This window comes from Pengzhenrongella sp. (genome assembly GCF_036565025.1).
Classification (GTDB): Bacteria; Actinomycetota; Actinomycetes; order Actinomycetales; family Cellulomonadaceae; genus Pengzhenrongella.
In genome coordinates, this window is sequence record NZ_DATCNW010000082.1 from 53,599 (window position 1) to 66,708 (window position 13,110).

The 13,110-nt window shown below is 70.5% G+C and carries 12 protein-coding genes; 6 read left to right on the plus strand and 6 right to left on the minus strand.

Annotated features, from left to right (window positions below; translation table 11 throughout):
• The first annotated feature begins 51 nt into the window (after nucleotides 1-51).
• Complete coding sequence (locus tag VIM26_RS04425) at nucleotides 52-558, plus strand: DUF488 domain-containing protein (protein ID WP_331949137.1); 507 nt, start codon at nucleotides 52-54, stop codon at nucleotides 556-558.
• Nucleotides 559-1,281: 723 nt separating this feature from the next.
• Here VIM26_RS04425 and VIM26_RS04430 read toward each other — a convergent pair.
• The 3 genes from VIM26_RS04430 to VIM26_RS04440 all read right to left on the minus strand — a co-directional run bounded on the left by VIM26_RS04430 (nucleotide 1,282) and on the right by VIM26_RS04440 (nucleotide 4,570).
• A complete protein-coding gene (locus VIM26_RS04430) occupies nucleotides 1,282-2,817 on the minus strand; it encodes a molybdopterin-dependent oxidoreductase (RefSeq protein WP_331949138.1) in 1,536 nt (511 codons plus the stop codon).
• A gap of 90 nt (nucleotides 2,818-2,907) precedes the next feature.
• The gene (locus VIM26_RS04435) at nucleotides 2,908-3,477 is read right to left on the minus strand and encodes a flavodoxin domain-containing protein (RefSeq protein WP_331949139.1); all 570 of its coding nucleotides are present in this window, start codon (nucleotides 3,475-3,477) and stop codon (nucleotides 2,908-2,910) included.
• Nucleotides 3,478-3,493: 16 nt separating this feature from the next.
• Nucleotides 3,494-4,570 (minus strand): methyltransferase domain-containing protein, encoded by a 1,077-nt coding sequence (locus tag VIM26_RS04440; protein ID WP_331949140.1) that lies wholly within the window; start codon nucleotides 4,568-4,570, stop codon nucleotides 3,494-3,496.
• Between the two features lie 303 nt (nucleotides 4,571-4,873).
• Between VIM26_RS04440 and VIM26_RS04445 the strand changes: the two genes are divergently transcribed.
• From VIM26_RS04445 to VIM26_RS04455, 3 genes are all read left to right on the plus strand, one after another.
• On the plus strand, nucleotides 4,874-6,034 hold the full coding sequence (locus VIM26_RS04445; RefSeq protein WP_331949141.1) for a TIGR04053 family radical SAM/SPASM domain-containing protein: 1,161 nt from the start codon (nucleotides 4,874-4,876) through the stop codon (nucleotides 6,032-6,034).
• A gap of 77 nt (nucleotides 6,035-6,111) precedes the next feature.
• Complete coding sequence (locus VIM26_RS04450) at nucleotides 6,112-6,513, plus strand: S-adenosylmethionine decarboxylase (protein WP_331949142.1); 402 nt, start codon at nucleotides 6,112-6,114, stop codon at nucleotides 6,511-6,513.
• Complete coding sequence (locus tag VIM26_RS04455; RefSeq protein WP_331949143.1) at nucleotides 6,513-7,310, plus strand: hypothetical protein; 798 nt, start codon at nucleotides 6,513-6,515, stop codon at nucleotides 7,308-7,310. Before VIM26_RS04450 ends, VIM26_RS04455 begins: the two co-directional genes overlap by 1 nt.
• On the opposite strand, the gene VIM26_RS04460 is transcribed toward VIM26_RS04455, so the two are convergent.
• From VIM26_RS04460 to VIM26_RS04470, 3 genes are all read right to left on the minus strand, one after another.
• On the minus strand, nucleotides 7,287-9,653 hold the full coding sequence (locus VIM26_RS04460) for a bifunctional diguanylate cyclase/phosphodiesterase (protein WP_331949144.1): 2,367 nt from the start codon (nucleotides 9,651-9,653) through the stop codon (nucleotides 7,287-7,289). The genes VIM26_RS04455 and VIM26_RS04460 overlap by 24 nt on opposite strands.
• A gap of 180 nt (nucleotides 9,654-9,833) precedes the next feature.
• Nucleotides 9,834-10,448 (minus strand): DUF1349 domain-containing protein, encoded by a 615-nt coding sequence (locus VIM26_RS04465; protein WP_331949145.1) that lies wholly within the window; start codon nucleotides 10,446-10,448, stop codon nucleotides 9,834-9,836.
• Between the two features lie 45 nt (nucleotides 10,449-10,493).
• The gene (locus tag VIM26_RS04470; RefSeq protein WP_331949146.1) at nucleotides 10,494-10,826 is read right to left on the minus strand and encodes a hypothetical protein; all 333 of its coding nucleotides are present in this window, start codon (nucleotides 10,824-10,826) and stop codon (nucleotides 10,494-10,496) included.
• 62 nt (nucleotides 10,827-10,888) lie between these two features.
• Between VIM26_RS04470 and VIM26_RS04475 the strand changes: the two genes are divergently transcribed.
• Together VIM26_RS04475 and VIM26_RS04480 are read left to right on the plus strand one after the other, a co-directional pair.
• Complete coding sequence (locus VIM26_RS04475) at nucleotides 10,889-11,506, plus strand: hypothetical protein (protein ID WP_331949148.1); 618 nt, start codon at nucleotides 10,889-10,891, stop codon at nucleotides 11,504-11,506.
• A gap of 60 nt (nucleotides 11,507-11,566) precedes the next feature.
• Nucleotides 11,567-12,982 carry an MFS transporter gene (locus VIM26_RS04480; RefSeq protein WP_331949149.1) on the plus strand — a complete coding sequence of 472 codons (1,416 nt, stop codon included), beginning with the start codon at nucleotides 11,567-11,569 and terminating at the stop codon, nucleotides 12,980-12,982.
• Nucleotides 12,983-13,110 lie beyond the last annotated feature (128 nt).

The window sequence follows — 13,110 nt, forward strand, 5'->3', positions numbered from 1 at the left end:
GAGCCGGCAGGCCGCCGTCGGGCAGGTGTAGGACGCGAGAGCGGAGGGACCATGGCCGAGATCGTGATCAAGCGGATCTACGACGCACCCGCGCCCGACGACGGCTTCCGCGTCCTGGTCGACCGGCTGTGGCCGCGCGGCGTCTCGAAGGCCCGGGCCGCGCTCGATCGTTGGGACCAGGACGTCGCGCCGTCGACCGAGCTGAGAGTCTGGTTCGCGCATCGCAGCGACCACTTCGGGGAGTTCACCGATCGCTACACCGCCGAGCTCGACAGCTCCGGCGCAGCCGAGACCCTGCTCGCAGCCGCAGCCGACGCCGACGCCGACGCCGCAGCCGACGGGGACGGCGCAGCCGACGGGGACGGCGACGCCGATGCCGACGCCGATGCCGATGCCGATGCCGATGCCGACCGGATCACCCTCCTCTACGCCGCTCGCGACCCCGAGAACAACCACGCCCGCGTCCTGCAGGCATACCTGACCCAACAGCAGCAACAACATCAACAGGAACAGCAGCAGGAGCAGGCGCAACAAGAGCAGGAGCAGGAATCCCGTTAACGTCCGAGCGTTGACGTCCTATAGGACGTCAACGCTCGGACGTTAACGGGTTCTCGGACGCCTCGGACGCCGGCTCGTTCGGGATCGGACAGGCGTTCCCGCAGGAACGCTGGCCGGTCGACCGCCCTCGCAGGAACTCCCGCAACTCGATCGCTCTGCACCCCACCGCGGCCCCCTTGAGCGAATTGCCGTCAGAGCGGCGCCGAAACTCCGCGAGATACAAGACGTTGTCCGAGAATCCGCCCGGGAACGACAACAACTCCCATCTCGCGACAGGCCCCCGGCTCGCAGGCGCCCAGTTTCCCGCGCCGTGTCATCGGCTCGCTGAGTCGTTGCCGCTCCGCTCGAGTCCGCAGGTCCGAAGCGAGTTCTCCGGTCGAAATCGGCGAACTCGAACCCGAACCGACGAACTCGACGCAGATCACCGGCCCTCACCGGGCCGGACTTCCGCGAGATAGGAGACGTTGTCCTGAAATCCGCCTGGGAACGACAACAACTCCCATCTCGCGGCACCCCGGCTCTCGGCGACGATGCGCTCGGCGGCAACTCGGCTCCGCGGCTCGAGGGCTCCGCGGCGCCGTTCGGCGCGTAACGTCCGAGCGTTGACGTCCTATAGGACGTCAACGCTCGGACGTTAGCGGGTTTTGGGACGGCATTGCGGCGTTCCCGCGGGAACGTTGAGGCTCTGCCGGCGTCGGGTCAGATCTCTGCGTTGATGGGTTGTCAGATCCTTGCGTTGATGGATTGCAGGGAGGAGTCCTCGCGGGTGCCGCCCATGCCGTCGCCGACCGTGTGGTAGTCCTCGATCCACTCGATCTTGTGCAGGTACTTGACCATCTTGTAGCCGTGGATCGACTCGACCCGCAGGCGCAGGGGCGCGCCGAACGTCATCGGCAGCGGCTGGCCGTTCATGTCGAACGCCAGGATCGTCTCGTCCTCGTACACCAGCTCCTTGGGCAGGCACGTGTAGTACGGCTCGACCGGACGGCCGTCGTACATGTGCTGGGCCGTGCCGAACGAGGTGAGCATCAGGTACTTGGCCTTCTCGTCCGGCTCGACCAGCCCGATGACGTCCGAGAGCCGCACGCCGCCCCACTTGGCGATCCCGGTCCAGCCCTGCATGCAGGTGTGCATCGTGATCTGCTCCTGGCGGGGCATGTCTCGCAGGTCGTCCATGCACAGGCTGACGGTCTTGTTCGTCAGGCCGCCGATCTCGAGCTGGTAGCCGCGCCAGTCGTCCTTGCGCAGCGCCTCCCACTCGGGGGACTCCTCGGGCGTGGGCGGGCGGCCGTTGGACCAGTGATACGGCGAGATGTCCGACTCCTTGTAGTACCCGCGCTGCCTGGACTTCAGCCGGCCCAGGAACAGCTTCCGGATCGGCTCCTCGAGGTCGTTCAGGATGACCTGGGTGCGGCGCAGGTTCTGGTGGCTCCACCAGGACTGCCAGAGCCAGAAGGCGACCACCGCGGCGATCATCGTGAGCATGATCGCCAGGGCCGCCCCGAACTGCTTGGGACGGTATTCACCGAACACCATGTGGGTGACGTTGTGCGCAGGGTAGACGACGAACACCAACGTCACGTGGAAGAGCGCGAACCCCAGGTAGATCACCATCCCGATGAAATGCAGGCTCCGCGCGCCCTGACGGTTGCCGAAAAGCTTCGCGTACCACGGGAACCGCCCGATCACCGAGGGCGACATCGCAATCCCGGTGAGAATCATCATCGGCGCGACGACGAACACGATGAAGGCGTACATGAGCTGTTGCAGGGCGTCATACGGGTGGAACGCCGCCACCGGCGGCAGGTTGAACGTCAGGTAGGTCCGCAGCGAGTCCAGCGCGCGGGGGAAGATGTCCCAGCTCGTCGGGAGCAGCCGGCGCCACTCGCCGGTCCCGAACAGCAGCCCGACATAGATGATCCCGGTGATCATCCAGGCGAAGTTCGTCAGCCCGTGCCAGCGACGCCCGATACCGATCTTCTTCCCGCCGGGCAGCGAGAACCACTTCGGCAGCACGAGTTCGTCGTCGCGCGCCATGTACTGCCCCTCCTCGGCGGGGACGATCGACTTGGTGAGACGGAGCCATTCTGTCCCGGGACCGCAGTCCGTTCGCCAGTACAGCCGTGGATGCGACGACAGGATCTCGACGCCGCTGCGGATCAGCACCCCGACAAAGACGAAGTTGATGAAATGGGTGATCCGCAACCAGGCAGGAAAGCCGAGCTCCGGGGATGCGACGGCAGTAATCAAAGAGTCCACAAGCCTTCTCCGTTGAGTGATTGCGGTGCGTTTGTATTGCGTACGTCGATTGTTCAGGGCGAACCGGATCCGGGATTCCTGCGGGTTTCGTCAGTCGCGCGCGATCGCCCCGCGATCGCGGGTCGCTGCACCCGCGCCCAGCGCGCCACCCAGGGCGCCGCCCAGCGCGCCGGTCAGCAAGCCGCCCAGCTCGAGGTCGATCTCGCGCGCCCAGGCCTCGACCTCCGGGCGGCTGCGCCCGTCGTCGTCCGGCTTGCGCAAAGCGCCGACGATCGCGCGCTCGGCCCGGGACAGCAGCGCACGGTCGATGCGGCCGCCGAAGTGCCGGAATCCCCGCGGGCCGAGTGCATCGACCACCCGCACCGCGTCGCCGAGCGGCACGTCGTCGCCCACGGAGCGCGGGGCCATCCCGGAGTCGAACACCCACGTGGGGCGCTCGACGAGCGCCTCGCGGTAGTGCGCGAACCAGGAGTTCGCGTCGCCGAGCCAGCGCTTGGCGTACGTCGCCGAGCCGAGTACGACGGCGTCGGCGCCCTGCGGATCGGCTCCCGGGACCGGGCGCGTGAGCGCGACCTGGTGACCGCCATCGCGCAGCGTGCCGCAGATCCACTCCCCCAGCTCCGACGTCGCCCCGTGCCGCGAGGCCACCACGACGAGCACCCGCGCCATGATCGCGTCAGCCCTTCACGCGGGGGTCGAGCATGGTGAGCAGCAGGCGGGAGGGCTCGACGGCCTCCACCGCGTGCGGCAACCGGGTCCCGAAGTGCACGAGACCGCCGGGGCGCAGGTCGACGGTCCGCCCCGCGGCGGTGATCCGCAGGTGCCCGGACAGGACCTGGAGCATGGCGGGCACGGCAGCGGTGTGCTCGCTGAGGACCTGTCCGGCGTCGAAGGCGAAGAGCACAGTGCGCATGCCCTCGGCGGCCAGGATCGTGCGCGACACGGTCGCGTCGTCCTGGATCTCGACGAGGCCCGCGACGTCCGCGACGTGGGACAGCATCGGGGCAGCAGCCACCTCCGGTTCGACCTGCTCGGACGTGAGGTTCTCGGTCATCGGGCTTCTCCAGTCGTCGGGCGGTGCGCAATCAGGGAGACCGCGCCAAGGCTGTGGCGGTGCCGGTGGAATGTGCGCCACATGTCGAGCACGCGGCGGCGCGCGGCCGGCTCCCGCAGCACGTTGCCGGCGACCCGCAGCGCGCCGAGGACGCCCTCGTCGGCCAGGTTGCGGCGCACGTGCAGCAGCGCCATGGGCGCGGTGCGCACCCGGTCCACGATGAGCCCGGCCTCCTCGAGCAGCGCACCCCACTGCGCGAGGAGTCAGCGGCCGGGTATTGACCTTGATGGACCTCGCGACGTCCTGGCGGATCTGGGTGGCGAGCGCGGGGTCGAGCCCGTTGGGCCGCAGCGCCAGCTCGTGGATGGCGTACCGCCCGCCGGGGCGCAGCAGGCGGGCGGCCTCGGTGACGATCGCGCGCTTGCCCCGGTCGGTCTGCATCGAGAGCATCGCCTCGCCGACGACGACGTCCGCGCTCGCGTCCAGCAGGCCGGTCGCGGTCGCGTCCCGGGTGCGGCACGTACCGCGCCCCGCGACCAGCCCGGCCACGATCCGGGCGGCGTCGGGGTCGCGCTCGATGCCGAGGTAGGAGCCCGGCGCCGACCGCAGGATCTGCACCGCCGTGCGACCGAGGCCCGGCGCGAGCTCGACGACGTCCGCGCCGCGCAACGAGGCGTCGGCGAGCATTCGCGACGTCATCGCCGCACCCCCGGGCGCAGGGCGCGCTTCCTCAGCCGGGCGAGCAGCCAGTGCCCGGGGACGTCCTCGACCCGCCGCTGACTCAGCGGCAACGCAGCCTCGGGGATCACCATCCGAACGCCCCCCTTGTCTCGTCGCTCACCATCTGCTCCGTCCACGCAGGGCCGCGCCGTCGTCGGGCCTGAGCAGGGAATCGTTCGCTTCGGGGGACACGAATAGAGTTTTACCTGAAAGTGTAGTAAAAACAACTCAGACTCCCCGAGGTTCGTCGGGTAGCTTCGCAACCCCGTTGGGAGACGTCCGATGACCGCGCCCACCACTACCGCTGCCCATCCGCGCGCCGTTCGGTACCTGCATCACGACGCGGCCGAGCGGCCGTTCATCGTCATCTGGGAGGTCACGCGCGCCTGTCAGCTCGTGTGCACGCACTGCCGCGCCGACGCCATCACGACCCGCAACCCGTTCGAGCTCAGCACGGTCGAGGGCAAGCGCCTACTCGACGACCTCGCCTCGTTCGGCGCCCCGCGCCCACTGGTCGTGCTGACCGGCGGTGACCCCTTCGAGCGACCCGACCTGCCCGAGCTGGTCGCGCACGGCACCGGGCTCGGCCTGAGCATGGCCCTGTCCCCCTCGGTCACCGCCAAGCTCACCCGCGAGGTGCTCGTCGAGCTGCACGACGCCGGCGCGAAGGCCGTCTCGCTGTCCCTGGACGGCGCGACGGCGCAGACCCACGACGCGTTCCGGGGCATCGACGGAGTCTTCGACGACACGTTCACCGCGGCCCGCACCATCAAGGACATCGGCTTCCGCCTGCAGATCAACACCACCGTGACCAGCGCGAACGTGCACGAGCTGCCGCAGATCCTCAAGGCCGTACTCGAGCTGGGCGCGTCGCTGTGGAGCGTGTTCTTCCTCGTCCCGACCGGCCGGGGAAAGCTGCTCGAACCCCTCACCGCGGCACAGGAGGAGGAGGTCCTGCACTGGCTGCACGATGTCTCCTCGCTTGTCGCGATCAAGACCACCGAGGCACCGCACTACCGGCGGATCGCCCTGCAGCGGGCCGGCGTGGACGCGCTCGACGAGGCGTTCGGAGTCGGTCCGCTGCGCGCCGAGCTGCGCCGGGACACCGCGGGCCTGTTCGCCGCGCACCCCCCGAAGCCGCGCCGCCCGCGCCCGCCGATCGACGTGAACTCCGGCAAGGGTTTCGCCTTCGTCGACCACGTCGGGATCGTCTACCCGAGCGGGTTCCTGCCGGCTCCCGCGGGCTCGGTGCGCGCCCGGCCGTTCCCCGAGATCTACCGCGAGTCCGTGCTGCTGAAGTCGCTGCGCGACCCCGACTCCTTCGGCGGCAAGTGCGGTCGCTGCGAGTTCCGGACCGTCTGCGGCGGCTCCCGCTCGCACGCCTTCGCGACCACCGGCGACCCGCTCGCCGAGGACCCGAGCTGCCTGCACGAACCGGCCTGACCTGGGCCGCGCGAGTACTCCTATCGGGTGATAACAGCGGCAGAATTAACTCTAAAGAGTCAGACAAACCGGACAAAATGGCACGATCTCTCCAGCCGCCCGACTCCCTCGCCGGGCCCGAGCACCCTGGAGACGACGTGCACGATCTGGCCCCGGAAATCTGCCGGCAGCGATTGGTCGTCGAAGGGTTGTGCACCGAATCCATCGGCGCCGAGTCCATCAGCGCGTTCCTGACCCAGCTGTCCAAGACCATCGACATGGTCGCGCTGAACGAGCCCGTGACCCACTCGTCCCCGCTGTACGGGTGGGCCGGGTGGATCCACTGGGAGACCTCGGGTGCGCACTTCTACGCCTGGGACGTGCCGCGACTGTTCTTCAGCATCGACGTCTACGCGTGCAAGCCGTTCAACGAGGCCGAGGTCGTCGAGCTGGCCCGGGAGTGGTTCAACGCCACCAATGTCGTCTCCCGAGGCTTCTGATGGCTCCGACCGTCCGGATGCTCTTCGACGTCCAGGGCGCGCTGCTGGAGTCCGCCCGGGAGTGCGAGGCCGAGGTGTTCCTGCGCTGGTTCGGCAACACGCGTGAGCAGCTCGACGAGGAGTATCGCGACTATGCGGACCGCTCGGTGTTCCTGGTCCTCGCCGACGAGCAGGACGAGGTTCTCGCCGCGGTGCGCCTGATCGTGCCCGGCGGACGTGCCGGCCTCAAGACGCTGGTCGACGTCGGCCGGGCGCCGTGGGAGGTGGACGGCACGCGCACCGCCGCCGCCGTCGGCATCGACCTCGCGACCACCTGGGAGATCGCGACGATCGGGGTGCGGCGCGGCTCGACGGGAGACGGCCTGCAGCTCTCGCTCGCGCTCTACCACGGGCTCATCACCCTGTCGCGGGTCAACCAGATGAGCTCGTTCGTGGCCATCCTCGACACGCGGGTCCGGCGCCTGCTGGACTCCGTCGGCATCCTGACCCACCCGTTCCCCGGCACGACGACGGCGCCCTACCTGGGCTCGTCGTCGAGCACGCCGGTCTACGCGCACTGCCCCGCCCTGGTGCGCAACCAGCGCCGGCAGTTCCCCGAGGCGTACCGGCTCGTGACGCTCGGCGTCGGGCTCGACGGGGTGAGCGTGCCCGAGCTCGAAGCCTTCCGGCTGCGGCCGCGCGGGCCGGTCCTCGAGGCGGACGAGTCGGCGCGCGACGCCGCCGAGCTGCACGCGATCGGGCAAGGCACGATCGATCTGGTCGGGATGGTCGGCTCAGTGGGCGTCGGGCAGCTGTAGCCCCCGATCCGCGCGGCCGCCCGCGCGCTCGACGCCGGTCGCCACCGGCCGGTCCGGAGCGTCCGCCTGCGCCGGTACGCCGGGTTCGTCCCCGGCGGCCAACCACTGCCGGATCCACGGCGCGACGTCGTCCGGCGGCATGGGCCGGGAGATGTGATATCCCTGGAACACGTCGACCCCCATCGTGGTCAGCCGCGCGGCGGTCTCGGCGTCCTCCATGCCCTCCGCGACCAACCGCAGGCCGAGGGCGTGCGCCATCTGCGTCGTCGTCTGCACGATCATCAGGCTCCGCTCGTCGGTCAGGATCGTGGACACGAACGAGCGGTCCATCTTCAGCTCCTGCACGGGCAGGTCGCGCAGGTAGGCGAGCGAGGAGAACCCCGTGCCGTAGTCGTCGATCGAGGTCTCGACGTCGTGCGCGCGCAGCTCGAACAGGGCCTCCCGGGCCCGTTCGGGGTCCGCGAGGAACGAGTCCTCGGTGACCTCGATCAGCAGGGCGTCGCCGGGCAGCCCGGCTCGCTCGAGCGCCTCGAACAGCATCGGCAGCACGATCCCGCCGACCAGCTCGGGAGGTGCGCAGTTCATGGCGACCCGGAACGTGAACCCCTCGTCGATCCAGCGCCGCGCGTCCGCGATCACGTGCCGCATGACCGCCTCGGTGAGCGCGGGCATCAGGCCGGCGCGCCGGGCGTCGGGCAGGAACGTCATCGGCGACAGCATCCCCTCGGTGGGGTGGTGCCACCGGACGAGGGCCTCCATGGCGAGCACCTGGCGGGTGCGCGCGTCGACCTGCGGCTGGTACCAGACGATCAGGTGGTTCTCGGCGATCGCCTGGCGCAGGTCCTCACCGCGACGCAGCCGCTGGCGAGAGAACCCGTCCTGGGAGGCGTCGAACAGCAGCACGCCCGCCCCGGTCGACTTCGCCTCGTACATCGCGATGTCGGCCCGGCGCAGCAGCTCGATGGCGGAGGTGTCACCCGCCTCGCGCACGGTGATGCCGACGGATGCGTCGATCGACAGATCGAGGTTGTCGACCCGCAACCGGTTCTTCAGGATGCCCCGAGCCCGCTGCGCGACCTCGAACAGCCCGAGCCCGTCCGCGCCCGTGAGGAGCAGGGCGAACTCGTCGCCACCCAGCCGGGCGACCAGGATGCCGCCCTGGGCGCCGAGCTCGTCGCGCAGGCGGTGTGCCAGGGAGGTCAGCACGTCGTCCCCGACGGCGTGGCCGAGCGTGTCGTTGATGTCCTTGAACCCGTCGAGGTCGAGCAGCGCGAGCCCCAGCTGCGCACCGCCCCGCAGTACCTTGTCGGCCGCCGCCATCAGCGCCCGCCGGTTCGGCAGCCCGGTCAGCTCGTCGGTGAGCGACAGGCGCAAGGCCTCCGCGGCGCCCTGCGCCTCGTGCAGCGCGAGCACCATCCGGGCTCCGGTGCAGACCAGGGTGAGGATGGCCGGCGCCATCACGCACCAGCCGATGACGCCCCCCGGGTGCAGCACCAGCACGACGACGGCGAGTGCCGCCGCGACCGGCAGCAGTGCCGAGCGCTGCCGCACGATCTCCGGGGGCGTCGCCGTCGTGCGCGGTGCGCACGCACTTCCGACGATGGCCGCGAAGCTGAAGCCCCAGACGGCGTCCAGCGCGAGGCTCGAGGTGTAGGAGTCGCTGGACAGGCTCAGCACGAAGCTGCTGTCGGCGACGGCGAGGCCGGCGAAGCCCAGCGCGAGGGCGATCGTGCGCACCGAGAGGCCCCGTTGCCGCAGCATCAGCTGCGCGAGCACCATCGTCCCGAGGACCAGGTCGATCAGCGGGTAGAGGATCGCCAGCAGCAGGGTCACGCCCCCGCGCGCGAACGTGCCCGACAACGGTGTCAGGACGGCGAACGCGGCCAGGCAGGCCGCCGCACCGCAGACCACGGCAGCCTCGAGCCAGATCGTCGCGGTCGGCATCGCCCGCCGCGGCACGTCGAGCAGCAGGAACGCGGCCATGCCCAGGTAGGACGCGAGGAAGAACACCTCACCGGGCGCCGGGAAGGTCACCTCCGCGACCGTCTGACCTGCGCTCACCGTCGCCGACCCGGCGGCCCACAGCCCGACCCCGGCGGCCAGGAACACCAGCGAGAGCCGCCGGCTGCGGTAGTGGGTCACCGCGAGCAGGAGCTGGGCGAACAGGACGACGAAGAAGACCGCGAGGGTGATGACCATCGCGGTGCGGATCGGGGTGCCCTCGGCCGTCCCCGGCAGGAAGAGCGTCGAGCCGGCGCCGAGCAGCACGACGAGCCAGGAGATGGGACCCAGTCGGCGAATCAGGCGGCCCGTGGCGGGCGACTGCAGACCTCTCGCGCGCATCGGCCCACCCCACGTCCACGCGTCGACGGGCCTCCTGGCGTGGAGGCGCGGGCAGCCGGTGCGGATACGGCCGCCGAGGGTCCTATCGGACGGGTATGCCCGCTGATGAGGGCTTTGACCGTGGAGACTGGGCGCGGGCTGTCGGGCTCGGCCCCGCCTCGAGGACGAGTCCCCGCTCCGTCACGAGCCGTCGCGCAGGTCGGCGGGGGCCCGGTCGGTCAGCTGGATCTCGGAGAAGGTCGCCGTGCAGGCCTCGCCGAGCGGGGTCTGGGCGAGGAACCCGACCTTCACGTGCCCGGCGCGCGCCGTGAGCCGGAACAGGCGCACGAAGTTCCACTGCTGCCCGTCGGTCGAGGAGTGGAACGCGTACGCGCGCCCCGAGCGGCTCACCCGGAGGTAGACCGAGTCGCCGTCGACGACCGCGGAGTTGCAGTCGTCCGAGTACCCGCCGTTGGTCACGACGGAGACCGCCATCGCCTGTCCCTGCGGCGAGCGCTCGAGGCAGAGCTTGGCCCACGACTCCTGGCTCGAGAACAGACACAGCGCACCGGCGTCGAAGGTCGAGCCGAACGCGACGGTGACCTGCGCGGAGAGCGCGAAGTCGCCGTCGGCCGTGAAGCCGAGGGCCGACGCCGAGGCGTTGCGCACGCCGGTCTGGGCGTGGTTGATCCAGTCCGTGCCCGCGGCGGCCGTCATGACCAGCCCGCCGCGGTCCGGGTCGACCGACGCCGACGACGGCGCCCCGGTCCAGGTCAGGGTCGGCAGTCCGGGGAGGTCGATCGAAGATTGGGTCACCACCGCAACCTAGCCGCGACCAGCCCCGGACGCCGACGCCGACCGTCAGGTCGAGCGCTGGTACGCCCGGAATGCCCCCGTCGCGACCCACGCCATCACCGCGACGAGCCCCGAGAGCAGCCCCAGGTGCCCGCCGACCGTTGCCCAGTCCGGCGAGTCCTGCATCGCGCCGCGGCCCGCGATGACCGCCCACTCGAACGGGTTGGACGCGGCGACCCGCGATACCCAGTCGGCCGACAGGCTGGTGTCCATGAGCGCGCTGCTGCCGAACATCAGCGGGATCGAGATGAGCTGGGAGATGCCGATCAGCACGCCCTGGTTCCTGGCGAGCAGCGCCGCGGCGTTGGACAGCGCCGAGAACACCGCCGTGAGCAGCACCGCCGCCACGATCAGACCGGCGCGCTTCGCGTCCCCGCGCGCGGCAAGGTAGATTTCTCCGCATGGCCCCCATCTTCGACGCGAACGCGGGCGAGAGTGGACTGCGCTCGCTCTGGAGCGCCGGACAGGACCTCGTCGCTGCCGCCGCGGTCCGTAGCGAACTGCAGGACGAGATCCACGAGATGGAGAACTCGCTCGCCGAGCTCCAGAACGCCCTCGAGGACGCGCAATACGGCTACGCCGAGGCGCATGCCCTCGCGATGGCGGCCGGCTGGACGCCGCACGAGCTGACCGACCTCGGACTGCCGCGACCCACCGCCGATCATCGCGATTCGAGCGCGCTCCACCAGCCGCCCAAGCCACGCGCGCTGCGCAGCGAGACTGCGGCGCCCGGTCCGGCGCGCCGCCGCCCGGCGAGATCGCACTCCGCGCCCGACCAGGCCTCGCCGCCGACGGAGCAGGATCCCGAACGGGACGACGCGCGGCGGTCGAGCTGGGAAGCGGACCAGACCTCGTTCCTGGTCGCCTCCCGCTCGAGCGACATGCCCGTGTGGTACGAGTCGATGCGCAAGAGCCGGATCACTCCCAGCCCGAAGCCCTTCTCCGCGGCCGACCTGGAGAGCAGCTACTGGCAGGGCCACCCGAATCCGGACGACCCGCAGGACCAGTCGGCGCGCTGACGCCGCTGAACTTCGGCCCCGGTTCACCGCGCGAAGGGGTCGCACGTTTACGATGCGCGCGTGAGAGATACCAGCGACGCCCTGCTCGGCGATCGCGCCGCTGCGCCCCGGACCTACCGATCGCGCGTCGCAGCCTGGGCGCTGTGGGACTGGGGGTCGGCCGCCTTCAATGCGGTCATCACGACCTTCGTCTTCACCCGCTGGTTGACCTCGGACGCGTTCGTCGACCCCGGCACGGTCGCTGCCGCGGCGCGCGCGGGTGCCGCCGGCGGGCACGCGAGTGCCCTGCTCGACGCGACCCTGGCCGACCACTCGGCCTGGCTCGGCTGGGGGCTGGCCGCGGCCGGGCTCTTCATCGCGCTGCTCGCCCCGGTCTCCGGCGCCCGGTCCGACGCCTTGGGCCGGCGCAAGCTCATGCTTGGCATCCACACCGGAATCACCGTGCTGATCAGCGCGTCGATGTTCTTCGTCACACCCGACCCGGACAACCTGACGCAGAACCTGCTGCTCGGCATCTTTCTGCTCGCCGTCGGCAACATCTTCTTCGAGCTCGCCGCGGTCAACTACAACGCGACGCTCTCGCAGGTCTCCCATCCCGGGAACGTCGGGCGGATCTCCGGCATCGGCTGGGGCGCGGGGTATCTCGGCGGCATCGTGCTGCTGCTCGTGCTGTTCACCGGCTTCATCAACCCCGACGTCGGGGTGTTCGGGGTCACCGGCGAGAACGGGCTGAACATCCGGGCCGCGGTGCTCGTCGCGGCCATCTGGTTCGGGGTGTTCGCGATCCCGGTCATGATCGCCGTCCCGGAGGTCCCGGCGAGCGCTTTGCGGGTCCGCACCGGCTTCGTTGGTTCCTACCGTCAGCTCGCCCGGGACGTCGCCGGGCTGTGGCGCGAGCAGCGCAACACGCTCTACTTCCTGCTCGCGAGCGCAGTCTACCGCGACGGGCTCGCGGGCATGTTCACCTTCGGCGGGGTGATCGCGTCGGTCACCTTCGGGTTCACCGCGAGCAGCGTGATCGTGTTCGCGATCGCCGCCAACGTGGTCGCAGGCATCGCCACGATCCTCGCCGGCTACCTCGACGACCGGGTCGGCCCGAAGGCGATCATCGTGACCTCACTGACCGGCATGGTCATCAGCGGGGCCGTCGTCTTCGTGCTGCACGACGGCGGGCCGACCGTGTTCTGGATCTTCGGGCTGATGCTGTGCGTCTTCGTCGGCCCGGCACAGTCGTGCAGCCGCACGCTGCTCTCGCGCGTCATCCCACCCGGCCGCGAGAGCGAGATCTTCGGCCTGTACGCGACCACCGGCCGCGCGGCGAGCTTCCTCGCGCCGCTGGCGTTCTCGACCTTCGTGGCGCTCTCGGGCTCGCAGTACTGGGGCATCCTCGGGCTGATCACCGTCGTCGGCCTCGGCCTCGCCCTGCTGCTGCCGATCAAGGCGGGCGGCCGGCGCGCCCCCGCAGTGACGCCGTGACCGACTGGACCCAGGACCTGCTCGGCCCGGGCTGGGAGCAGACGACCCTCACCCTCGCGGACGACGCCGAGGGGCCTGTCGTCGCCACGCTCGTGCGGCTTGTGCCCGGTCTACCGGCGGGGCTGCCG

Coding starts and splice junctions, on each gene's coding strand:
- VIM26_RS04425 (WP_331949137.1), top strand. CDS start 52: ATGGCCGAGATCGTGATCAAGCGGATCTACGACGCACCCGCGCCCGAC.
- VIM26_RS04440 (WP_331949140.1), bottom strand. CDS start 4,570: ATGACGTCGCGAATGCTCGCCGACGCCTCGTTGCGCGGCGCGGACGTC.
- VIM26_RS04445 (WP_331949141.1), top strand. CDS start 4,874: ATGACCGCGCCCACCACTACCGCTGCCCATCCGCGCGCCGTTCGGTAC.
- VIM26_RS04450 (WP_331949142.1), top strand. CDS start 6,112: ATGGCACGATCTCTCCAGCCGCCCGACTCCCTCGCCGGGCCCGAGCAC.
- VIM26_RS04455 (WP_331949143.1), top strand. CDS start 6,513: ATGGCTCCGACCGTCCGGATGCTCTTCGACGTCCAGGGCGCGCTGCTG.
- VIM26_RS04460 (WP_331949144.1), bottom strand. CDS start 9,653: ATGCGCGCGAGAGGTCTGCAGTCGCCCGCCACGGGCCGCCTGATTCGC.
- VIM26_RS04475 (WP_331949148.1), top strand. CDS start 10,889: ATGGCCCCCATCTTCGACGCGAACGCGGGCGAGAGTGGACTGCGCTCG.